This is a genomic window from Paenibacillus sp. FSL R7-0272, from assembly GCF_037969905.1.
GTDB lineage: Bacteria > Bacillota > Bacilli > Paenibacillales > Paenibacillaceae > Paenibacillus > Paenibacillus polysaccharolyticus.
Genome location: NZ_CP150221.1, coordinates 1,688,359 through 1,710,753, shown reverse-complemented (window position 1 = coordinate 1,710,753; position 22,395 = coordinate 1,688,359). Strand labels below are relative to the sequence as shown.

Here is a 22,395-nt window from a genome sequence, read left to right as displayed (position 1 = left end):
GTTGTCTGTTATGTTTCGCTTTGTCTAATACTCATCCATTGGACTGATTCACCTTACCGCTTTAGTGAAACAATAGGATAATCTATCAAATCCTTTAGATTCATAGAATTCATGTGCTTTTGTACGTTGAAATCCACAATTTAATATCATGTAAGAAAGTCCGTTCTTTGAAGCAAAATCCTCGGCATGGTCAATTAATTTAGTGCCTATTCCTTTTTGTTGGGCATTTTTTTGAACAACCAGACCATTAATTTGTAAGTATCCTATCTCATATTCCAATGCCATGATTTGCACCATTGAAATACAACCAACTACCTTGTTATCTGATACGGCGACTATTATTTTGTAGTTTTCATCTGAATTCAGTCTTTCGATCCGTGCAGATATATTATCAGAAGTAACAGTCGGACTGCCTAAGTCATTGTTCCATAACATGACTACATCAGAATAGTCCGTCTCTCGGATTTCTCGAATCACAACGTCCATGGTTAACCTCCGATCTCTGAAATGATACCTTATATTATTGAACCTACGAGGATTGATGTTCTTATCATTCCTTCAACCATTCTATCGTTCCTCTGGCAATAGTCTTATTCGTTTTTAGTGAGAAACTGTTCCCGGGTTCCAACAGATGATTCGGCACTTCTTCTGAATTGTGGAATAGATAATACAGATCAGCCCTGGCTTCCCTATGTTCATCCGGTTGACTATGTAACTTCACGACAGCACTCCAGAGCCCGAATTGCAAATCTGGATCCACATCAAAAACGATAGGTGCCGAAAAGTCCTCCGTAATTGCTGCCTTCTGTCCACCTTCTGCCTCGCTCAAAAAATACAAGCTAACAACCGCTACTTTCTTCACTGAAGACCACTTCCAATGTATTAGATTAATTAAAGCTCGATATATACCTCTTGTTTTTCCTCTTCGTTGTGAATCCGCCAAAATTCATACTGCTCTATTCCACCTATATTAATGCCAGAGAGAAAAGTTGGATCGAAAACAGCACTTGTTCATTCTTCAACAATAACTTTTCTTTATACTTAGTAAGAAATCGACCTATAATATAATTCGTCGTTGATCATGAAACGCTTAAATCTTATGTTCTCAAGATCTATAACATTCGTAGCTTCCCTTGAATGAAAAACAATCACATTGAAATATTCCAGCAAGAAGTTAAACATTAATTGATACAAAGCTTGGATCATGACTTTCGTACAATCTGAATTACATTTCATATCCAAATCATATAACTCTACAACACCAAAAGGAGGCAATACATCCTCATAATCAAAATCATCATTCGATGTATCTGTTACATAACTATTTTTGATCCATGCGATCTTTGGTGAATGCTCCTGGTATAAATCAATCACTTTACATTGAAAGGACAAGTTTTCATTATATTGAACATGTATATGTGCAATATTTTCACTTTCTCCTTGTGTGACATTAATATGATGATTGACCACCACTGCTTTGATTTCTGGAGACAAGTATTCCACATCTTTAAAGCTAAAATCTTTTTCTTCAAGAAATGTACTTACTCGCAATATTTCCCCTCCCAACATCCTTAATCCTCATTTTTACCACCCTCATTCTTTCTTTTGCATCACTCTTACGATTCCATCATGGAAGATTTCAATAACCTGCCTCTCTTCTCGATAGACCCATATATCTGGAGAAACAGCAGTAACATCCTCCAGGTTTTTAACGATCTGATTCAACCTTGCTTTGATTACAGGATCTGATCCATGACTCCATAATATATAATAATATTCTTCTTGGTTCATATATCGATTTCCTTATTTTTCAGTTTGTTTCTTTTCAACAATGTCTGAAGCCTTCTTTTTCTGTCAGATGGCAAAGTTATCTTCCACTCTTTTCGCTGAATTCTCGTTTATGATCGAATACATTTTGAGGTCTTCGAATTTCCCTTTAATGAATATATGCTTTCTATATATCCCTTCAAACTCCATGCCTGCTTTCTCCATGACTCTTGAAGAACCCGTGTTCGCTGATATACATCTAGCTTCAATTCGAACCAAGTCCATATGTTCAAAACCAAATTGGATTATTTTCTTCACACACTCCGTCATATAACCTTGTCCCCAATAATCTCTTGACAATGCGTATCCAATCTCAGCTTTGTGGTGATGGATATCCCAGCCTACATAGTCGCAAGTTCCGATGATCTTGCCTATTGTTTTATCTTGTATCCCCCATGGACTGATCTGGCTTTTATTATATTTATCTATGATGAAATCAACAAAATTCTCGGTATCCTCTATTTTCATATGTGGATGCCATGTTGTATATTTGGATACTTCCGGGTCACTACAGTAAGAATAGATATCCTGCACATCATTCTTTTCAATTTTTCTAAGTATCGTTCTCGAAGTCTCAAGCACAGGTAAATCGTTGTAAACATCTTCAATCTTCATTTTCCACACCTCCGGTTTATTGTTTGACTTTAATGCTAATCAATCATTTCGCTTTCGATTAATTGATATTGGTTATCAAATTCTTTACCGTTATTCAATCCATCAATTAACTGGAGAAGTCCATCCTTTCCCACCACTTTGAACCAACGGGTAACTTCGTAACATGCCAAGTTATAGTTAATCCAAGCCTCTCGGGTTCCATAATTATTAAACGCTTCATGTGAGCCCAGTGTTTGATAATCAATAGGCTTCTCGCCATTATTCGTATGTTCTTTCCATACGTTTTCGTTGTTGGCATATCGACCGTCTATCATGGTTGCCAGACCTTCATCAAACCAAGCAGGAACTTTGTCTTTATTATCTAATCTTTCTCTCAACTCTGCATGCGTGAACTCATGTGATATTACATTTTCATTTAATCCCTTCGGTCCTATAACTATATAATTCTTCCATGGATAATAGTACGTTTGACCCGTTATATTTTCCGCATATTTATTTAATGCACTCTGACTTAATGCAACTATTACATAGGGAGAAGCAACTCTACTGCCGAATATATTAATCACTTTATCTTCTGATGACCTGACAAACTCAAGCAGTTGAGTTTTCACGTCGCTCCCGGCGTCAGCTTCTATGAATACATTTTTTTCGATTTGTTCCATGGCTGAATAATCCACTAACACAGCATTCACAGGTTTTGCGTAGACTTTTAGAGAAACCGCTATAGTTGAAAATAGGAACAATAACATGATCAATCCAGCAATCTTGAATTTGCTTTTAAATAGCTTCATATGATCTCCATCCTCTTCGTGATTCTATGTAATTACGTTCTTGTGAATAATTCTAATACGAAATGACCCAGCCTTAGATCATTTTATCTTAGACTGGGTCTTGTGTAATGGGATTCTTTCCCTTTATTTTATTTTAAAGAAAACCCATTCATTTAATCGCCCGATAAAAGAGACCTAGAGCACCGGAATCAAAGGTTTTATTTTCAATAAGTTGAAGATTGATCTTCTGGTTGAGACCTTGGAATAACGGTAATCCACTTCCGATTAAAACGGGAGACACTGTAATTTTATATTCATCTATTAAGCCAAGCTGCATAAGGTAGTGTGCGAACCTTGGACTACCGAGTATGACCATATCCTCGCCTGGTTGTTGTTTGAGATTTTTGATCTCTTCTTCAATATTTTCTTTTACCAATCTGGAATTGTTCCACTCGACGTCGCTCAGCGTTGTTGAAAAAACAATTTTGACGGTCTTCTCAATCCACTCGGCATGATCCCGTTCATGCTGAGAAGCCGATACGTCCGAACGTACAGATGGCCAGTAACCGTGCATCATCTGATACGTCCCACGTCCCCAAATGACCGTGTCAACAGTGCTCAGAACCTCTTTTGCGTGTTTCTCCAAATCGGCATCATAAGAAACCCAGCCAATATCCATCTCACCATTTGGTCCTTCTACATAACCGTCAAGCGACGAATGCAGAAATAAAACGAGTTTTCTCATCTTCACTTCTCCTTGTTTATGAGGGATATCTCCGCTAAATCTGAACTGAACTCTGACATGATTCATCTTGTTTTCTCATATGGTTTGCTAACCACAAATGAAATATACTACTATTCCAAAAAGATGTATATAACGTTCTTCTATTATTCACTTTGCATCTCTATTAAGAATTTCAATTGTTGATTTCGATACATGAGGAAACGCTTCATATATGATTTTAATATAAGTCTTTCGGTGACCCAGCCTATAACCCCGAACGGAGCAACCATAGTAAGCCGATCTTTCATGAGTGTCTTGCCGTTATGTTCTTCAAAAATATGCTCATGGCGCAAGCTTTTAAACGCACCTTTCAGCATTTCATCTACAAAATAATAAGGAGCTTGGTACGCTGTGATCCTTGACGTCAACTTTTGCCTAATCCAAAAATGTCTTGCCTCGAAGGTTACCGTATCTTCATAATTTATTTTTCCCGAAGTAATTCCTGCGACAGCTTTCTCTTTCGTATGTTTCCAGACCGTTTGTGTATGAACATCGATATCTCTAGCCATATCAAAACATAACTCTATTGGAGCATCGATTAGAATCTCTGTCTCAACTATAACCACTCCACAATCACCTCGATACGTAACGAATGATTTATTGAATTAGAACTACATGAATCTGCCACTGACTTATAATCCATTTCCCAGTTTATCTATTCTTCATTTTATCCATATGAATTTCACGCAATAATAAAAATAATGGCAGTCCAAAAGAAACGCCAACGGTTAATGTTCCAATGATCGGTAACCACATATGCTTTACTCCAATTCGTTTTCCTTCATAAATGATAAACCCAATCAAAACAACCGCGGAGATCAGTACATCCAGCCAAGCAAACTCGCTAATCCGATTCTGTCTTGCTTCACTCAATAGCATCGTTATATTGAATCCGTTTTCACTAATCCAAGGAAAAAACGACATGTAGGGCAATGTTATTCCTAAAATGGTTAACACCCCGAAGAAATACTTCAACCTCTCACCTCATTAATATATTTACACTTCAATGATTCCAACTGCAGTGTAGGGATAATCAATCTGCTTCTTTACTACATCTGCCTCTTCTTGGCCTGCAAACAATTCAATCAAATATAGTCCCAAATCAATCGATGTCGCTACGCCTCCCGCAGTGATCACGTTTCCATCTTTAACGATTCTCGTTTCAACTACTTCTTTACAGTAAGGCTCAAGTAAGTCATATACATTCGGATGGGTTGTTGCTGTCTTGTCCTTCAAGAAACCGGCAGCGCCTAATAAAAGCGAACCTGTACAAACCGAGATTTTGTAACTCACAGATTCGGCAGTTCGAATCCAATCCACGAATTCAATATCTTCCTTTAGTTTTCTAGTCCCCATACCTCCTGGAACAAAAACAAGGTCATATTGAGATAAATCAGGTTTTATGACATTCACCTTTACGCTCATCCCCAGCTCATCTGTCACTTCCTCAGTCAATCCACAGATGTCCCATGTCGTTCCTTTGGTTTGGTCAAATAAGTTCAATCGATAGATAACGTCATAGAAACCTACAAAATCAAGAAATGTTACTCCATTAAATAAAATAAATGCCATCTTCATAGAATCATTCCTCTCCAATCGCCTGTAGTAGAGGATGAAGACCTTTCCCGCTCACTCGATTTAATCAATCACAGGCTTCATAAAGTTTTCATCGGGATTTGCGCCTAAAGGTCGCACCTATGTAATTCAAGTCTGCATCCTGTTTCATCTTTAAACTTACCGGCTTCAAATACAAAGTCTTTTACTTTTTTAAATCCGTTCTTCTTCAGGACCTTTAAAGATCCTTTATTACTCGCCAAACAAGCACTTTTAAGAATTTGAAGATCCAATTCATGAAACGCAAAATCAATAGCCTTTTGAGCTGCGACTGTGCCTATGCCTTGATTCCAGAAAGGAACTGCAATCCAGTAATCCAACTCAGCTGTTTTCTCAGTTAGGTCCACAGCATTTATAGACATGACACCCGCAAATTGATCATCCGATAAAATAGTAAATACATAAGATATCCCTTGTTCACGTCTAGCCATCACCATGTTCACCCATGATTCTCCTGCTCCGTCTGGATAAGGATAGGGAACATTGCTTGTCTCTGAAATTTCAGGGTAACTTGCGTATTGCTGTACATGTTCAGCATCACTAGGTAAGACAAAGCGAAGCATGACTTTCAACCGAATCATCTCCTTTTCGGGCTTTTGAATGATTCTAGGGTTGCTTCAAAATCACCAACATCCAGAACATTATGATTGTTCCTTAATCGGTCCTCCAATGTATGGAGTCTTCCCATTCCAATAATCAATTACATGATTCCACCATCGTTTTGATTCTGGTTTTAAACATTTTTCAAATTCACTATACTCAATATTCTTATCCAGTAATTGGTTCTGAAATGATTCAAGAATACCGACTGTAGCAAATTCTTTAACAAATGAATCTCCATTCGTATGAAACTCTTCAATGACTTCGAATAATGCATCGAATTCATCCGTCTCTTTTCGTTGATAACACTTAATAACATGTTTGACGAAGTCACTTATATCCACATAGATCAATCTCTCTTCTCCAAGTTCATAGTTCTCTTGGATGTACCGTTCGTATCTATCCTTATAGGAGGGCACGGCTATTAATAACCTCTCCATGATTTCTTCTTTTTCAATCATTGTCGTATTCACCTTCGTTCCAGGTTCGCATCTCTTTAACATAGGGTGTGACTGCAAAACAATCTTCTAGATCGCTCTCATCTTGAGCCCAATAATTAATAGTATGGATATGTAACTCATAGTCTTTACGTAGATTTTGTTTTATTCTATTCCATAGTTTGTGACCATCCGTTCCTTTTCCTTCGGAAAGGTAGTCATCCAATGAGGAGATCATAATGATCATCAGTGTAAATTTCTCATTGTCGTTTAATTGATGATTCTCGTAATACGTAATAAATTCATCTAATCTCGATGCATCAGCCGACGTATATTCCCAATCCTGTGAAAATGGAGTGAATGGCGGCAGATTCAACTTTTGTATGAGACTTTCCATGGATGCTTGTTCAACATATTTAAGAGTAGCCTCCTTCATCTGTCCCACCTCGCATTCATTTTGAATTTCTGGATGCAGCCATTGTATGTAAAGCATTCTCGAAATAGCGATATACTTCCTCTGCATTTCTTAGAAACTCTTCAACAGGTACATGACGACTATCCAAGTAACAAGCATACAGATATTCAACTAAAGCGGGGTCAATCTCACAATAGTCTAATATAGCATTTTTCATCCTAGTCATGTCATCTTCCCATACCCCTGTATCTTCTAAAACCAATGAGTATAATGCACGAAGTAATCGCTTCGAGTAACCTTTAGTGTATCTAGTTTTCAGCGCGTCATCACTAGCATTAGCAAGTGAACGATGTATACGATCCACTTCCTCCTTGGTATCTGTATTTAAATCTAAGATGAATTCTGGAGAAATGATGATCGGGGGTACTTTTTCACCAATGTCCTCCCCATGTATGCAAACACAAATGATCTTAACCCAAAAACCCCAATCATTCGGCCTACTTAATACATCATCCATCGAGCAAATGATCGTATCCATCTTCGTAACAAATGGGTATTCTTCCAAAAGCTTATCTTTGATATTCGACAATCTTTCGTAATCAATGTCTTTGGGATTGGCACATACAATCGTAAAGTCTGCATCTGACTTATAAGGTTGAGCCGTTCCTTTGGGAATCGAGCCACACATATAAATGCTATGAATCTTATCTTTGAATTCGTTCAGGATATGCTCTACATACGTATCAACCAAATCCTTATATTCACTTTGTATATTAATTTGATTTATAACTTTTTCTAATATCATATAGACTCCTCCTAAACGTAAAAACTTCTTTCAGCTATGTGTCCAGTGAATTCCTCTTGCTCGAAATGCCTCTACTATGGTTTCGTTAAGTATTGGATCATTCCTGCACCATAACCTTCATTGGGTCTCTCCACGAATCCAAATTTCTTATAAAAATCCTCTTTGCCTTTTGCCGACATGAGTCCGACTGAACTTCCTGGCGGATACGTACTTGTAATATACTCCATCAGTTCCGCCATTATTTTATTGCCTAAACCGAGCCTCTGATAGGAAGGTAACACGATAATATCTTGTATGTAAAAAGTAAACCCACCGTCGCCCACGATTCTTCCATATCCTATCGTCTGCTCCTCAACCTCTATACAGATGGAATATAAAGTGTTCTTTAATCCACGTTCGATGGCCTCTATATTATCAGGATTCCCCCAACCCACGATCTCCCTCAGATTCATATAATCTTCTACACTAATTTGTTTTTTGAGTATTTGTACTTCCATTGAAATCACCTCCGCTAAATTTATGTTGAGATTCCCTGCAATCCTCTACTGCACTTTGAATTCTTTGGATTCACTCGATAAGCTTATTTTCTTTGGTTTGCCATCATTATTCATCATAAATTCGACATTCGTTTTAACTTTGTAATTGCCTGGCTGGTGGATAACGAATTGGTAATATTCCTTACTTCGTTGATCTTGTCCATTATTTCTATATTCTTCACCTGGTTGAAGCTCAACCTGATAGCCAATAGCGTGTTCTAATAACACGGTTGCGTTTGGAAGGATTCTCTCGCCAGCTTCATTATAAATCTCATAACTAAACATACCTGAGCCATGAGATATCTCCACTGACCTATTTGATGAGTTTTTCAAATACCCTACGATTTGAAAGGGTTTGTTGACCTTAACATTTTCAATTTTATCTATTCCAACCTGAAAGATTGAGTTAGAAGGATCTTTTTGATTATTGGGCGAACAGGCAGGCAAAATTAATAATAAGATCAAGGTTATGATTTTCATATTTAATTTTATCATTTGATACATTCACCTCATGCAAAAATATCAGATAACGTTTGGAATTCACGAAGTCGAGAAGCTTAAAAGACGTATGCTTCAGCCGTGACGTGGTTAGATCCTCAATGTTGTCCACTGCAAACGACTCATCGAAATGCCTCTTGCGGTTCAAGGAGCCGGTAGGCACCGTGTATGAATGTGCGATTAGATTAAGTATTAAGCCTTCTTCGAGGATCTGCCCTGCTGCAAATTATTAAGGCATTCCTCCAGTATTCGTAATGGTTTCAATGAGTCTTCATACATGTCACTGGTTATTGCAATAACCATATCCAAACTAGGTATTATACATATATATTGACCACCAAAGCCCAAAGCAAATATCATTTCTGTCCCACTTGCTTCTGTATTGTTCATATTAAGGTGTCTTACCCACCAATGGTAAGCATAATGACCAATCGATTCATAAGTAAAATAATAAGGTTGCGTAGATTGTTCCAACCAGTCTGATGAAACAATACGAGTGTTTTTCCATTTCCCTTGTTGCAAACATAACGTGCCAATCTTTAACATATCAACAGTGGTCATCGTCAAGCCGTCTCCACCCCGGTTAATCCCTTTATTGTCTTCGTACCAATGTACATTCGTGATGCCAAGAGGTTTAAACAGATGGAGGTGTGCGAATTCTATAGCTTTCATTCCTGTAGTCTTCTGCAAGATCGCTGTTAACACATGCGAACAACCAGAATTGTAATTCATTTTCTCTCCTCTGTTATGTTCAAGATTTCGTTCAAACACATACTTTATCATGTCCGAACTAAACAGCATTGGAGTGGAATAATTCCATTCACCGAATTCGGGCCACTCAAACCCTGCCGACATCGTAAGTAAATCCTCAATCGTGATGTCTCGTTTTCTAGGATCATCAAGGATATTGATTAATTCCGGGAAAAAACTACACACTGGTTCTGCAATACTCTTTATGTATTCCTTATCAAGTGCAATGCCAATAAGTATGGATAAAATGCTTTTAGTGCACGAATTGATTTTTTGAGGATTAATTTCTATTTTACGATTTTTATAGTATTCAAACACTAAACTGTCTTCCCTCATGATTAGACAGCTTTTGATCTTTGTCTTTTTTATCGCTCGTGCAAATTCATCAAGCGTCTTCGAATCCATTCTATCATCCTTATCTGCATATTATTTATTCTAACGTTCTCACGTTCCTGAACCCAAAAAGGTGTCTGCCGAAAGACCTCTCCGAAATCCATCCAGCAGCAAGGGACAGAAAGGAGCCAAAATATGAATACTATCTTAGAGAGACCGCCCCCGCCCCTTCACAATTAAATTCTTGTCCATGCTGCTCGGGTATATCCGATTCTCATACCTACTCTTTCCATATTCCGATGGCTTTGCGAGCCATATGAGCACTGACTAACAACGAGATTACAATTTCTGTAGGCATCATGAATTCGTCTAAGTAATAAACTGGTTTGAAATCCTTTATTTCGATATTCTGGTAGTGTTGTCGCAAAAGTTAATGAAGCAACACTGTCCTCTACATACATTACAGCTACTGCAACTGGACGCCCCTGAGCCAGCCCCAAATAATAGTGCCATCCCGGACGGGAAAACAGTACTCGGTTATTTGCAGCTACGTGTTCTTTCCCATCAAGAGATAATCCTGTACCTAAACAATGAATTTCTGCATATCTATCAAACTCATCTTCGTGCAGTTCACGAATTTCCAGGTTGTCATTATCGAACGAATCCTGATTTCCAGGTTCACAAAAAAGCGTTGTATGAAATCCTGATTGATAAAATCCTTTATTATGGAGTTTTTTCATTACTTCTTGATTTATCTTACCGGGGATGACTTGAATCTCAAAATTCCTTTCCCGCTCATTATAAAAGTCTAAGATATCTTCAATCACATCTTCAGAGATTCTTCCCTTTACATTATTAAAAAGCCCCCAGGGCATGGTTTTACTATAAAATGCCATGCTCTCGCCGAATCGTTTAATTTCAATGCCCTCAGGGTTTCCTTCTCTTTCTTTGATTGCAGTCATTCGATCAACCATATAATTTATTTCAGATTTTTCTAGAATATCTGCTAGTTCCAAATTCAATATCATTAATTTTATCCCCTTCCTTGACGCATACAATTATACAATTCATCCTGCGTGGTTTTACCTAACGTTTATTCATGAATCCGAGAGGCTTAAGGCCAGCCGCGTCAATACGTTGTAATACAATGTCAGTTCATCCCTTGAGTTTGGATGTTCACAACAATAAAGTATCGATGATTTGATGAAATTTCATTCTATTCTCATCTAATTCAGAAATTCCATATCCTTTCATAAACTCCTCTACTTCTTCTTCCTTATCCGTATAAAATGTAAGACTTTTTACAAGATAATAAATATCATAGTACGGATCGGATATCCCCGATGCTCCTACATCAATAAATGCTGCAATACGCCCCTTATGTATCATAACGTTTCCCGAACCATAATCACCATGCGTAAAAACCAGTTCTTCTGTCGATGCTTTATACATCTCTAAGAAATTCATCAATTGCTCAATGGTATGATTGGGAAATGACTTGTTAATAGCATCCATGACCTCATGTTTTCTATCAATTATATTCTTCCTTACCATATCAATAAGCTTATCCAGAAGATTATCGTTGAAATGACAATTATGAACGGGGATATTGTGTATCGTTCTTAATCCCTCTCCCAGAATATAACCTAGACTTTTTTGCCCCTCTTCCTGCTTGTATTCTTCGGCGGCACAGCCCTCTATGTAGGTCATAACTAAATGTTCCTTACCGTTCTCCTTTATATAGCCTATAACTTTAGGAACTGGAACTATATCATTGAGCCATTTTAATCTTTCTGCTTCGTCCATCAAACTACCGGAATCATCAACATTTTTTTCTTTCAATATATACTTTACAGAATTACTAAACTCCAAAATGTACACCGATTGATAGTGCCTTCCTTTTTCAACAGCTGTGGTATTAACTAATTCGGATAGATTGATTAATTTACTTGGTATAGATAATCTGTTATCCATGGTTTTGTACTCCTTAATTTTGTGTCATGCGCTGATTTCATTTAACGTTCCTATATTAATAAAATGACCCCGCCATAGATAGCTCTTATCTTAGGCTGGGTCGTTTGTTGTCTGAGCTTCCTTCCATGATTAGTATCTAAAAACCAAGGGGGATGGTATGTGTCCGGCTGGATCGGCGAATACTAAATTGCCTCATCTCGAACTCACTGCAAACCGCTACCGGACCTAGGCAACGAAGTCTCCCCGATGTGCGAATATGTTATTAGGCAATGCCAGGGCGCCGCCCTGAAGTTCCTTCAAATGATGTTGTAGTTGTTATTATTCCATAAGGATTCTTTGAAATAATTGATCGGTTCCTTGTAATCTATTGGTTTATGAATCATTCTATTTAGCCACTTCATGCGTTCAATGTTATCGTGAAAATCATCTTCAATAAACCACGTAACTTCTTTCATAGTTCCTAGGACGCTTCTATTGTTTGTTTTCGAGATAACTACTTCTTCGCTATTCGCAAAATATCTATTGATAAGACTTGCATTAACTCCCTCTCGGAGTAAGTATTCCCGAAGAGTTATCATAAATTTTTCTTTCAAACGCTCTATTTGCCCCGTTCTGATTCCATCAATGATAATAGCTAATCTAGTTAGATCGTTCACAAAAACAATGTGTTTTCGTTTGTTCAAGTTATAAATATTTACATGCCAGCTTAAAAACAGAGCTGCATTGATATCTTCAACTGGAGCCACTTTCATATCTTTCAATAAGTCTTTGGTAAGTCTTAGTGCAAGCATTATGTTGTCCCCTCTCTTACTGATTTCGCCTAACATGTTGTGTTCACGAGCCCGAAAAGGCTTAAAGGAGCAAAGCGACTGGGTGGCTCAGCCACTTAGCCTTGCAGAAGTGCCTGCCGGAATCCATTTTTTCGAAAATCCTCGGGCAAACCAAGGAGCAATAGCGACGCGACGTAGATATATTGTTACACGATGTGCTTCTTTGAAGTACCTACAATTATTTTCTTTGCAACACTCAACTACCGCCGTCCCCATAGTGTGACTGTTTATATAGAGTACACTTCATATTCTTTTTCCAATTTGTAACCTAATTTTTCTGCAAGAGCAACTGACTCTAAATTGGCTGCCTCCCAGTTTGGGTGAATATTTCGGCTTAGGCAGTCAAGAATCAATCTTGATGCGCAAGCTAGTGCCAAACCTTGGCGTCTGTACAAGGGATGTGTCCCAATTGTAACTTCAATACACCCTTTATGATAAGTATAAGAAGAAGCACCGGCAATAATCTGATTATCCTTGAGGATAACAAATCCAATGCCATGCTGCATAAATTCTTCTAAGGAAGAGAAGAAACAACAACAATCTGCCATAAAGGGATCTTGCAGTACCATTGGGTAAATATGTTCATCTATGGGTACGATTTTGAAAGCAGCATCTATCATTTTTATCTTCTCTTTTAATTGGTCTATTTGGAAAGTCGGTTCTTTCTTAAAGGAATACCGATTAAACTTTTGGAATGAATCCGAGTAATGTTGAGATAAAAGGGATATCCAAGAAAACTCATTCGTAATTATGATTTTCCCCCTGCATTCTTCAAGAACAAACCGCAATGGAACATCTAATTCTTTCAAAGCTTCGACACTTCCAAGTAAGAATGCGAAATCTCCTGCAATAATTACGGAGTACGTGGGCTCCTTCTTACTGTCAGTCCATGCCCTTCCTATATTTCCTTCTATACTCGCAAAAAGAACTGTATTACTACTACCGCTGCATAAAAAGCGAACAGTCTCGAGCTCATTTTTCTCTAATTCTAACACCAATTATTCCTCCCTTTGCGGCTATTTCTTATAACGTTCCTGAGATGTTATGTGATTGGGATGCCTACGTCGAATTACTTAACAATTTTTCGGAATCTCAAAAGTTTGTGAAATCACTTTTTGTAGTCCTAAGCTGTCAATCTCAATAGTCTCTTGTTCTTCGAAGAAATCAATATTATGTTCTTCATAATATTTCTTCCAAAATCTCACTGCTGGTTTATTTTCCAATAGTTGACCGATACTAATTTTTCCTTTTAATTGCTTAAATACTTTCTCTATTCCTAACGAAGCAATTCTATTACCGCGATATTTCCTTAATAAAAATAATTCCTGTATTGTAAAATTAACTCCTTCTGGAACAAACGGAGGGGAACAAACTAATATGAAGCCAATTGGTTTACCTAGATGCATAACAAAAAATGGATGCAACTCCTCTCTCTCTAGGTACAGGTAAGTATTTGTTGGATCAAATTTCCCATCATCTTTTGGATCTTCACAGATATATTCTGATAAGTCATACAAATATAAATTATACAAATTCAAAAAAGTATCCGCTTGATCTTTTGTTATTCTTGTAATCTCAATATCCATTTGAAATGACACCTCTTTTTATATTCTTTGCATCCCTTTCATATAACGTTTGTGCATTCTTGACGTTCAAGCAGCTTAAGGACCGTAGGTCCGGGTCGTCAGACTTAGCTGGTTGAATGTGTCGCATGAAATCACTACTTCGAAATCCCCTTGGCGACCAAGGAGCGTCAGAAAAGATGCAGGAATTTTATGTTAGGTGATGTTTCTGACTTCATTGATAAACATAACTGGTCTATATTTCAAATCTTTTTTTGATAAATATGACCTAAAAAATCATTCTGAATCTGTCTCTGTAATTTTTCAGTTAGTTCAATTAAAGGTTCAGCTATCTCATTAGGTTTTATGATTTCTTCAAAAAGTTCTTGATCTGTTCTCCCTGGAATCCAAAAGTTCTTAAATTTCCAAATTTCTTGTGTAGATCTATCCCATTCCTTATACAGTTTTTCACAATCTCCCTTGTACTTTTTAAGAATTATTTCTCTCTTCAGAATGTACAGCCATAAATCCTCTATGCTCTTATCTTCAATAATCCCCCATAAATCTTCATTAAATTCTTCTTGCGACTTAGCTCCAAATATCATCCACCTTAATTGTCCCTCAAGACTTCGCGTCCTTTGCAGCAGTTGTTTAGCACTAAATATCTTTTCAATGAACTCATCACATGTTTTTAGATTTAATTCTCTTTTGAATTTTTCAGTGTCATTCTTTAGATTAGCAACTCGTTGTCTATTTACATTCCAAAAAGTAATTATTATAGCTAGTAATGAAAAAAATAACGCGAAAAGCGAAATTACTGATTTTAATGTTTCACCATCGAGCTGTATTAATTTATCCTACAAATTTAGTTCCTCCATTTTCAGAAATTTCACCTAACGTTACTGTATTCATGAACCCCGTTGGGGTTGTCTGCTGAAATTCCTCTTTGAAATGCATCCAGCAGACTAAGGCTCGGAAAGAGCCGCAGCTTGAATATTTTGTTATAGGATGGGAACATCTTCTTTGAACTACTTACAAATCCATCTTAATGGTCGATCTTTGTTTTTCATAGCCTTCATATTTCGGTCTATACTTCAAATGTAAAAATGCTTCAATTAAGTTCAGAACGAATATTCCCAATGTAGCATCCACCAAGAAATCTATTCTTCTTGTATTCTTTTTAATCCACTCTTTAATAGTCATTGCATCAAGATTTAATCCTACAAGCATTGGATCATTTAATAATGATTTGGCTAAATTACTTTGAGAATTTTTAGGATCGTAGTGTTGACTATTAAATCTTGCGTTACTATTGGGTCCTGCTTTACCTATCTTTAAAAATCTATCTTGATAAATGAAAGAGTATACAGCCATTCTGCCCACAGGTAACGTTGAAGATTTATGAGGAAGTCCTCGATCCAGTATTACAATTTGACTCTCCTCAATTTTAGTTCCAGTTGATTTTATGATTTGAAGTAATTGCTCTTTTAAATCATCTAAAGAGAGTTCTTCCAGCATTTCTTCAGACATTATTATTTACGTTCCTTTCCTATAACGTTCCTGTATTCACGACCCGAAGTATGTCGGGTGTTCGTTGCCGAACCCAAGGCAAATTCCCGCAGCGTGAATATATTGTTATGTAAAGACTTTTATACCTAACTTTCAGTGAAATGTATGTTCCATTTTTTTATTCATGTTGAATATAAAATAGCTCTATCATATCCATTATTAAATCAGAAGGGTCTTCATTTCTTTCTTTCATTGCTAACATCTCTTTTAAGTGTTCCTTTTTAAGAAATATAATAACTTTTCCTTCTTGAGTATATGCAATGTTTCTTTGGCGCATAGCTGAATCTTCTGGATCTTTAGTAGACACTATTATCCCTAATTTCCCAATTGTAGATACAAGATAATTTCGAGTTTGATTTACCTCTTCGTGGCTAAGTGGCGTCGAACTATAGTTCTTAAATTCAAATAATATAAATCTTGCATTCAATTCGACATAAAGATGATGCCAATTGAGACAATTGCCAATACCAGTATTAGTAATATTTCTATTTGGAAAAATTGCATCTCTTCTATTCACGCCAGAATATGTACGTGATTGTCTATTCGGCCGTGTTAACGGAGGCACAAAAAGAAATTCAAGCACTCGTGTACAAATCTCTTCAAATTGTGACCATCCTTCTCGACCTATAGGGCAATCATCAATTTCTCTTATCAGCTCATTGATTTGAATCATACAACACCTCGGCTATACGATTCACTAATCGTGTTTTCCTATAAATCAACCTTTCAAAAGCCGGCCCATCAATTACTGTCACTTGAGTTGGAGCATTTTCTTTTAGGTCATTCAAATACTCCATTGCTGCAGAATTTAAAATATTGTTAGTTATCATAAGCAAATTAGCACCCTTTTGTGATGAAGCTTGCACATAATAATAAAGCTTTTTAATTTCGTTAATACTAAAACGTTCGTTTTTATAGAACTTTACTTCTACCATCCAAACCTCCTTTACTTTTTGACCAAATGGATCTTTGGCATTATATTCACATATATAATCCACACCAAGATCACGATTGTTCTCACCTTGAATGATTTTGAATCCATACTCCTTAAGAAAAATTGCTACTATTTTTTCGTACATCCATGGGCTAATTTCTTCGAGATCAATTTTCTTTTTGATCGTTAATTTAGTTAATAGCTTTTCCATACCTTTTTCAAAGGATTTTGAAAAATCAATAATACCAAGTTCCAAAAGTCCCCTAGGAATTGAACACTTCTCTATTAGAATAGGTATAATATTAATTTTCCGTATTCTTAACTCGTTAAGAGCTTCAGACAGCTCTAACATGGAATAATTAGAATTCAAAAAATTATTAGAAATAAAAAAAATCACATAATCACTTTTACGTATACTGTATCTCAATTCATCCAAAACATTCACTTCACTTACATTTAATTCATATTCATTTATACTCCCTACATTACTTTCTTTTATCTGCAAACTTACAAGGTCAGCTATTTCCTTGTCCTTAAAACTATATGACAAAAATAAATTCATTCCATCCCTCTATTCTATACAATTCATTAGTTACAATATTTCACATAACGCTTCTGTATTCACGACGCTTGGCGAATGCCAAGTATGTCCGGCAGCTCTTTCTTCCCCGAAATACTTCTGCCGGACTGAGAGCGTATGCCCGATGCGTGAATATAATGTTATGTGAGATTCTATTTGAAAGTTAAATTCACTCAATTCTTTTAGGGATTCTTTTCATTATTTCCTCCCTGATTTTTAACACCATTTTCTTTTCTCTGATGGATATATCTTTTTATCAGGAAAGTCAGTTAAATTAGTACTCCATTGATAGGCGTAAAACTCAGGAGATCGTTCGATAAATTCTGCGAGTATTGGATTCACTTGAAGATCGCCAGAAGCTTGAATATGCATAACAACCTTATCAAATATTTGTATCAGAGCAATGCCATGCTGCTTAGCATATTCCGCTGCTCCGCTTTGAAAACCAGAAGTAGAAATTAATATTCCTTTGTGCGCTCCTAAACTTCTTACCTTATACGCTAAAACTACGATTTTTTCACGTTCTACAGGTCTTGTATAACGCTTACACTCAACAATTACCTTAAAACTTACGGACAAGGCGATAAATCCAGCCATAATATCTATTTGATATTCTCCATCACTGGTCGGAACTTTTTGATTATGAAGTATTGAAAAATCCTAAAGCTTTTCAGTCTCAGCATATGCCTTCAATACTTCAAGACAATATTTTTCAAAATCCGTAGCTGAAATGCTAGCGACAAATCCACGATATGGGTTTATTTCTAGCACCTACTCTCATTTCTATGATGTTATCAACTTAAATTTAATTTTATTTTTCAGACTTTAGAAGCACTTGATAGAATTTCAGATAACCTTCTTGTATTCACGAATCCCAAAAGGGTTGCCTTCTGAAACACCTTTTCGATATCCATCACAGAGATCAATGCTCCACAGGAGTCGGAGTGTGAATATTATATTAGATCAGAAGAGTTCCAGTGCTTCAGCTCTACTACTTCAAATCCCGAATCAATAATTCTGTTTTTATGAAATCCCATTAGAACAGGTGCAATTCTTCTGCTTTGGTAAAATGCCTTATTTAAATCATGCCCTTCCTGTCTAAGGCTGTGTCTATAAGTTTTACTCCTTCCAATCATCTTATCCAATCCAATCAGTAACACATTATTTTTCTCGTTAAGTTTTACACCTTCTGTTGTCCAGACTTCTGATGATATAGGGTAAAAAAGCTTATTTGACATTTCGTACAACTGTAACGGTTTCATCACAAAATCATCAGGGTGCCCAGACACTTTTAATTCAAAGTGCGCTTCTTCCTCAGTTTCAATCCACGAGATACTCAATGATTGAATTTGAGCATCATCAATAAGTATTCCCTTTGGACCCTTTATAGCATCACAAATTAACTTCGCGTAATTATCTAAGTCAGCAAGTTCCGGTGTCTCAAATCTTTTCTGTTCATTCAAATAAAGGATTATACTTACTCTTACCTCTCCAAAATATACGTAATTGACTTTTAATTCGGAAGCAACCTTCTCTTTAAATACGTGTCTCTCACGATTACCATAAGGAATAGGTTCAAAGTTAAATATTTTACGATACTCTCCAAACATTGGGTTGTTACCTTTTTCATAACCTTCGTTTTCTATTTTCAGTATTTCATTATCTTCAAACATAAAGATACCTCCATTAATTTCATCTGACGTCCAAGCAGCTCAAGTGACCAAAGGGAACAATCCGTCAGACTTAGCTGGTTGAATTTATCTCCTGATTAACTCCCTTGGGAATCATTCTCGGCGATCAAGGGCGAATACAGTAGGAATGCTATGTTAGGTGATGTTATTCCTACTAGAGTTATATTCATGGTTGAAAGGATCTAAAATAATGTTGTATTTCAATTTGAATATCATTTACTGCTTCTTGAACTTGACTTTCATCTAGTCCTAGTTCACTTAGTCTTTTATTCACTCTAGTTTGCACTAATCCATCATTATGTTCAAAAAATTCTGTATGCAATCCTTCTGCTAATTCATCACAATATCTATCCAGTTCTTCAACAATAATTGATTCAGTATATTCCAATCTATTCTCAAGAAGTTCAATAATTAAATCTCTTATTTTTATAGGTATAAATGGATCAAAATTAATTCTCGATATTAATGTTCTCAAATGTGAGGATAGTTCAGGAAGTGGGTAACCGCAAATAGGAAATTGTTTCTTGGACAAAATTTCTTCTTTATTCTCTAAATAAAAATCATTAATTCTGTCAACTGCATTTGTAATATCATTTATCTGGAACCAATCTTTTTCTGAATCATTATAAAATTCACTAGCGAGTTCTTCTGAAACTTCAGACAATCGTTCAATTACTTTCTTATGATACTCAGTATTTACTGGGTTTAATAATCCTCTCTTTGCATTCCTAAAAGTAAGAAAACCCAATATAATTGTAATACAATAAAAGCAAATCTGAGCAATTTTATTTATTGAATCTATGTCTTTCATAATGCTCTCCTTTATTTTCAACTAATAATATTCCTGTATTCATGACGTCCGACGCAGTCGGATGTGTCTTCTGAAACGCTTCCACGCAATTCATCTAGCAGACCAAGGCTCCATAAGAGCCGATGCTGGAATATTATGTTATAAGACGGAATCATATCTTAGGGATAACTAAAATCCTCTTATTCTCTATTCTTTCATCGGTCTGTTATATGTTCCAAAAGATCTCCAGGCTGGCATCCCAATGCTGTACATAATTTATCAATGACTTCTAACGATACATATTCATTCGTATTGAGCTTTGCCATCGTTGCCGATGAAATACCCGTCATTTTCAATAAATCCTGCTTCTTAATCTCCCTGTCAATCAATAATTTTTGAAATGGTTTATAACTTATCATATGGTATCCCTTCGCATCAGATTTGAATTTTTCTTTAATTATATGAAAATATATTTTCTTAATCAAAAATATCTTTGATATGTATTGACTATAATTTTCGTTATGATAAAATAATGTTTAACAAGTTAAACTTTTATTCATAAAATAAAACATGACGGACGGTGATCATTTATGTACAATTCCTTAGAAGTCTTACTTGATTCGTTGATACGTATTCGGATTGAAGCCTTATATAGTGATCTTCTCAAGAACAACACCATTTATAATCAATTCTCATCTGATCGAAATCTTTACTTCAAACAGTTACATGAACTTCTACCTCAAGATATGCATAAAACTCTATTTCTTTACGATGATGCAGACCTTTCAGTTCAAACAATCCTAGAACGTGAAATCTACTTGCAAGGTTTCAAGGATGCTCTTCAATTACATAATGAATTAAATATAAATTCCAATTGAGAGCCAAACGGCTCTCTTTTCATTTGATTCTGTCGTATAACGTTCCTGTATTCACGACCCGACTCATGTCGGGTGTCTAGCGAATGCCAGGCTAAGGACGAATGTCTGCAACGCCAATATTATGTTAGCTGAAGTCAGTGTCCATTAAGATTATTGAATAAAACATTCAAAAAATCACAATACTTGTTTGTACTATACCTTGGATTTGCTTTAAATCTTCTTGTGAGATTCTATCCATAAAATCTAAAAACATTTGTTGATTAGGTAGGATTATTGTTACTTTTGAGAGTTCGAAAATAAACTCATCTAATGGTAAACGCCATTCTCTCTCATGTGTCCAATCAATCAAATAATTTTTATGCATTAAATTATAATCTACAATTCTCCACCATTCTGTTTTAGGCAAGATTTGTTTTGCTACTTCTTTCGATTCGTAAAATACAGGTCTTCCTCCATTTTGAAAAATATATGGCTTCGGAAAAGCTAATCCGATACTTACATATCTAATTTTACCACCAAGCTTATCCCTATAATCTTTTTCATGCACTATATTCTCCATTAATGAACCAATCGGAGTATCTTGAAAACAAACAGCTTTACGATCCCCTGTAATAAATCCGGTTTCTGAAGAACTTCCTATCAGTCTTCTCTCGTTAATTATTTTCATTAATCTATCTATTGCGTTTAATGTGATTTTCCCGTTCTTGTCTACTTCTGCTTTAGTTAAGTGATATAAATATCCACTTAGATCCGATCTACTTTTCACTCTTTTGTTCCATTCTTCATGTGTATATGCCACAAAAATGACCTCTCTTTCTGACTTACATTGATTCCAGCTAACGTTCCTATATTCACGACCCAGCAAATGCTGGGTGTCCGACGAATATCGGACCAAGGGCGTATGCCCGCAGCGTGAATATTATGTTAGGCGATGCCTCATTGAATTACTTAAAAAATGCTTTTAAATAGTGTTTACTTACTTCACTAGAAAAATCAATGAGTATTTCAATTGATTTTCTAATACTCATTATCAACTCTTCGATAGGTAGCTCTTTTTCTAATTTAAGTTCATTGGATGAAAACAAGGATCTTAATAAAATCGTATTCTTTATATGCTCTGCAAAGAAAAACTTTTGATTACTCTCTTCGTAAGTTAAAATTTCATTGCTTGATGCTTCTAATGCTTCGGACAACTCTTTTTTTTGAGGTTTAGTGTAATGATAGGTTATGTTTCTTGTATTGGATAATCTCTGCAATAACTCTGCTTTCTCACCGCTTCTAAATAGCTGTTTAAGAATTTCATATTTCTGAATCATATACTGAGGTAGGGAATTGATATAAATTCTTACCTCTTCTAATTTTTCAGACTCTTCTAAGTAGAAGATAGCTTCTCTTAGGGAGGCAGTAAGGATTTTAAGAACAGATATTGTTTCAAAAATCCAGTCTGAAATATCATCTGAAGTTTTAAATAATTTTCTCTTGAGAAATACAAAGTCGTTATGTATAATTGCCAGCCCAACTATCCACTTAGCAACATCGCTATCATGTGGAAAAACTTCATTCATACGAATAAGAGCATAATCCATTATTATATTCTCCTCTA

General features: G+C 36.0%; 33 protein-coding genes. 1 reads left to right on the top strand and 32 read right to left on the bottom strand.

What is annotated here, in order from left to right; translation table 11 throughout:
• Nucleotides 1–48: 48 nt before the first annotated feature.
• From MKY23_RS07475 to MKY23_RS07330, 30 genes are all read right to left on the bottom strand, one after another.
• A complete protein-coding gene (locus MKY23_RS07475; protein ID WP_221787115.1) occupies nucleotides 49–486 on the bottom strand; it encodes a GNAT family N-acetyltransferase in 438 nt (145 codons plus the stop codon).
• A 64-nt stretch (nucleotides 487–550) separates the two neighbouring features.
• Nucleotides 551–862 (bottom strand): hypothetical protein, encoded by a 312-nt coding sequence (locus MKY23_RS07470; protein WP_339836817.1) that lies wholly within the window; start codon nucleotides 860–862, stop codon nucleotides 551–553.
• A gap of 179 nt (nucleotides 863–1,041) precedes the next feature.
• Entirely contained in the window at nucleotides 1,042–1,569 is a 528-nt protein-coding gene (locus tag MKY23_RS07465; RefSeq protein ID WP_339836814.1) for a hypothetical protein, read from the bottom strand.
• Nucleotides 1,570–1,593: 24 nt separating this feature from the next.
• Entirely contained in the window at nucleotides 1,594–1,791 is a 198-nt protein-coding gene (locus MKY23_RS07460; RefSeq protein ID WP_154958414.1) for a hypothetical protein, read from the bottom strand.
• 63 nt (nucleotides 1,792–1,854) lie between these two features.
• Nucleotides 1,855–2,442 (bottom strand): GNAT family protein, encoded by a 588-nt coding sequence (locus MKY23_RS07455; protein ID WP_339836808.1) that lies wholly within the window; start codon nucleotides 2,440–2,442, stop codon nucleotides 1,855–1,857.
• Nucleotides 2,443–2,477: 35 nt separating this feature from the next.
• A complete protein-coding gene (locus tag MKY23_RS07450) occupies nucleotides 2,478–3,233 on the bottom strand; it encodes a hypothetical protein (protein ID WP_339836805.1) in 756 nt (251 codons plus the stop codon).
• A 148-nt stretch (nucleotides 3,234–3,381) separates the two neighbouring features.
• Nucleotides 3,382–3,957 carry a dihydrofolate reductase family protein gene (locus tag MKY23_RS07445; protein ID WP_339836802.1) on the bottom strand — a complete coding sequence of 192 codons (576 nt, stop codon included), beginning with the start codon at nucleotides 3,955–3,957 and terminating at the stop codon, nucleotides 3,382–3,384.
• 143 nt (nucleotides 3,958–4,100) lie between these two features.
• Nucleotides 4,101–4,562: an SRPBCC family protein gene (locus MKY23_RS07440; protein WP_221787136.1), complete on the bottom strand. Its 462-nt coding sequence runs from the start codon at nucleotides 4,560–4,562 to the stop codon at nucleotides 4,101–4,103.
• A gap of 85 nt (nucleotides 4,563–4,647) precedes the next feature.
• A complete protein-coding gene (locus tag MKY23_RS07435) occupies nucleotides 4,648–4,953 on the bottom strand; it encodes a DUF2834 domain-containing protein (RefSeq protein ID WP_339839316.1) in 306 nt (101 codons plus the stop codon).
• 39 nt (nucleotides 4,954–4,992) lie between these two features.
• On the bottom strand, nucleotides 4,993–5,574 hold the full coding sequence (locus MKY23_RS07430; RefSeq protein ID WP_339836799.1) for a DJ-1/PfpI family protein: 582 nt from the start codon (nucleotides 5,572–5,574) through the stop codon (nucleotides 4,993–4,995).
• Between the two features lie 104 nt (nucleotides 5,575–5,678).
• On the bottom strand, nucleotides 5,679–6,173 hold the full coding sequence (locus MKY23_RS07425) for a GNAT family N-acetyltransferase (RefSeq protein ID WP_339839313.1): 495 nt from the start codon (nucleotides 6,171–6,173) through the stop codon (nucleotides 5,679–5,681).
• Between the two features lie 78 nt (nucleotides 6,174–6,251).
• Nucleotides 6,252–6,671: a hypothetical protein gene (locus tag MKY23_RS07420; protein ID WP_339836796.1), complete on the bottom strand. Its 420-nt coding sequence runs from the start codon at nucleotides 6,669–6,671 to the stop codon at nucleotides 6,252–6,254.
• A complete protein-coding gene (locus tag MKY23_RS07415; RefSeq protein WP_339836793.1) occupies nucleotides 6,664–7,083 on the bottom strand; it encodes a hypothetical protein in 420 nt (139 codons plus the stop codon). Before MKY23_RS07415 ends, MKY23_RS07420 begins: the two co-directional genes overlap by 8 nt.
• Nucleotides 7,084–7,099: 16 nt before the next feature.
• Nucleotides 7,100–7,867, bottom strand: a complete 768-nt coding sequence (locus tag MKY23_RS07410; protein WP_339836790.1) for a nucleotidyltransferase domain-containing protein — start codon at nucleotides 7,865–7,867, stop codon at nucleotides 7,100–7,102.
• Nucleotides 7,868–7,941: 74 nt separating this feature from the next.
• Complete coding sequence (locus MKY23_RS07405; protein ID WP_339836787.1) at nucleotides 7,942–8,364, bottom strand: GNAT family N-acetyltransferase; 423 nt, start codon at nucleotides 8,362–8,364, stop codon at nucleotides 7,942–7,944.
• 45 nt (nucleotides 8,365–8,409) lie between these two features.
• Nucleotides 8,410–8,898, bottom strand: a complete 489-nt coding sequence (locus MKY23_RS07400; RefSeq protein WP_339836784.1) for a hypothetical protein — start codon at nucleotides 8,896–8,898, stop codon at nucleotides 8,410–8,412.
• A 195-nt stretch (nucleotides 8,899–9,093) separates the two neighbouring features.
• Nucleotides 9,094–10,056, bottom strand: coding sequence for a serine hydrolase (locus MKY23_RS07395; protein WP_339836781.1), 963 nt, complete (start codon nucleotides 10,054–10,056; stop codon nucleotides 9,094–9,096).
• A 164-nt stretch (nucleotides 10,057–10,220) separates the two neighbouring features.
• Nucleotides 10,221–11,012, bottom strand: coding sequence for a GNAT family N-acetyltransferase (locus MKY23_RS07390; RefSeq protein WP_339836779.1), 792 nt, complete (start codon nucleotides 11,010–11,012; stop codon nucleotides 10,221–10,223).
• Nucleotides 11,013–11,160: 148 nt separating this feature from the next.
• On the bottom strand, nucleotides 11,161–11,958 hold the full coding sequence (locus tag MKY23_RS07385; protein WP_339836775.1) for a phosphotransferase: 798 nt from the start codon (nucleotides 11,956–11,958) through the stop codon (nucleotides 11,161–11,163).
• Nucleotides 11,959–12,254: 296 nt separating this feature from the next.
• The gene (locus MKY23_RS07380) at nucleotides 12,255–12,749 is read right to left on the bottom strand and encodes a hypothetical protein (protein WP_339836772.1); all 495 of its coding nucleotides are present in this window, start codon (nucleotides 12,747–12,749) and stop codon (nucleotides 12,255–12,257) included.
• A gap of 266 nt (nucleotides 12,750–13,015) precedes the next feature.
• Entirely contained in the window at nucleotides 13,016–13,783 is a 768-nt protein-coding gene (locus MKY23_RS07375; protein WP_339836769.1) for a GNAT family N-acetyltransferase, read from the bottom strand.
• A gap of 78 nt (nucleotides 13,784–13,861) precedes the next feature.
• Entirely contained in the window at nucleotides 13,862–14,374 is a 513-nt protein-coding gene (locus MKY23_RS07370) for a GNAT family N-acetyltransferase (RefSeq protein WP_339836767.1), read from the bottom strand.
• Between the two features lie 239 nt (nucleotides 14,375–14,613).
• The gene (locus MKY23_RS07365) at nucleotides 14,614–14,955 is read right to left on the bottom strand and encodes a hypothetical protein (RefSeq protein ID WP_339836764.1); all 342 of its coding nucleotides are present in this window, start codon (nucleotides 14,953–14,955) and stop codon (nucleotides 14,614–14,616) included.
• 427 nt (nucleotides 14,956–15,382) lie between these two features.
• Entirely contained in the window at nucleotides 15,383–15,880 is a 498-nt protein-coding gene (locus MKY23_RS07360; protein ID WP_339836761.1) for a hypothetical protein, read from the bottom strand.
• 157 nt (nucleotides 15,881–16,037) lie between these two features.
• Complete coding sequence (locus tag MKY23_RS07355; RefSeq protein WP_339836758.1) at nucleotides 16,038–16,592, bottom strand: hypothetical protein; 555 nt, start codon at nucleotides 16,590–16,592, stop codon at nucleotides 16,038–16,040.
• Nucleotides 16,576–17,415, bottom strand: a complete 840-nt coding sequence (locus tag MKY23_RS07350) for a TIR domain-containing protein (RefSeq protein WP_339836755.1) — start codon at nucleotides 17,413–17,415, stop codon at nucleotides 16,576–16,578. The genes MKY23_RS07355 and MKY23_RS07350 overlap by 17 nt, the downstream gene beginning before the upstream one ends.
• Nucleotides 17,416–17,649: 234 nt before the next feature.
• Nucleotides 17,650–18,084, bottom strand: a complete 435-nt coding sequence (locus MKY23_RS07345; protein WP_339839310.1) for a restriction endonuclease — start codon at nucleotides 18,082–18,084, stop codon at nucleotides 17,650–17,652.
• A gap of 302 nt (nucleotides 18,085–18,386) precedes the next feature.
• Nucleotides 18,387–19,106: a RusA family crossover junction endodeoxyribonuclease gene (locus tag MKY23_RS07340; RefSeq protein ID WP_339836752.1), complete on the bottom strand. Its 720-nt coding sequence runs from the start codon at nucleotides 19,104–19,106 to the stop codon at nucleotides 18,387–18,389.
• 184 nt (nucleotides 19,107–19,290) lie between these two features.
• Nucleotides 19,291–19,935 carry a hypothetical protein gene (locus MKY23_RS07335; RefSeq protein WP_339836749.1) on the bottom strand — a complete coding sequence of 215 codons (645 nt, stop codon included), beginning with the start codon at nucleotides 19,933–19,935 and terminating at the stop codon, nucleotides 19,291–19,293.
• 194 nt (nucleotides 19,936–20,129) lie between these two features.
• Nucleotides 20,130–20,333, bottom strand: coding sequence for a helix-turn-helix transcriptional regulator (locus tag MKY23_RS07330; RefSeq protein WP_090998994.1), 204 nt, complete (start codon nucleotides 20,331–20,333; stop codon nucleotides 20,130–20,132).
• Between the two features lie 171 nt (nucleotides 20,334–20,504).
• Here MKY23_RS07330 and MKY23_RS07325 point away from each other — a divergent pair, with 171 nt between their 5' ends.
• Nucleotides 20,505–20,792, top strand: a complete 288-nt coding sequence (locus MKY23_RS07325) for a hypothetical protein (protein ID WP_339836740.1) — start codon at nucleotides 20,505–20,507, stop codon at nucleotides 20,790–20,792.
• 166 nt (nucleotides 20,793–20,958) lie between these two features.
• Here MKY23_RS07325 and MKY23_RS07320 read toward each other — a convergent pair whose 3' ends face one another.
• Nucleotides 20,959–21,591, bottom strand: a complete 633-nt coding sequence (locus MKY23_RS07320; RefSeq protein ID WP_339836737.1) for a DUF2971 domain-containing protein — start codon at nucleotides 21,589–21,591, stop codon at nucleotides 20,959–20,961.
• Between the two features lie 145 nt (nucleotides 21,592–21,736).
• Nucleotides 21,737–22,378, bottom strand: a complete 642-nt coding sequence (locus MKY23_RS07315) for a hypothetical protein (protein ID WP_339836734.1) — start codon at nucleotides 22,376–22,378, stop codon at nucleotides 21,737–21,739.
• Nucleotides 22,379–22,395: the final 17 nt, after the last annotated feature.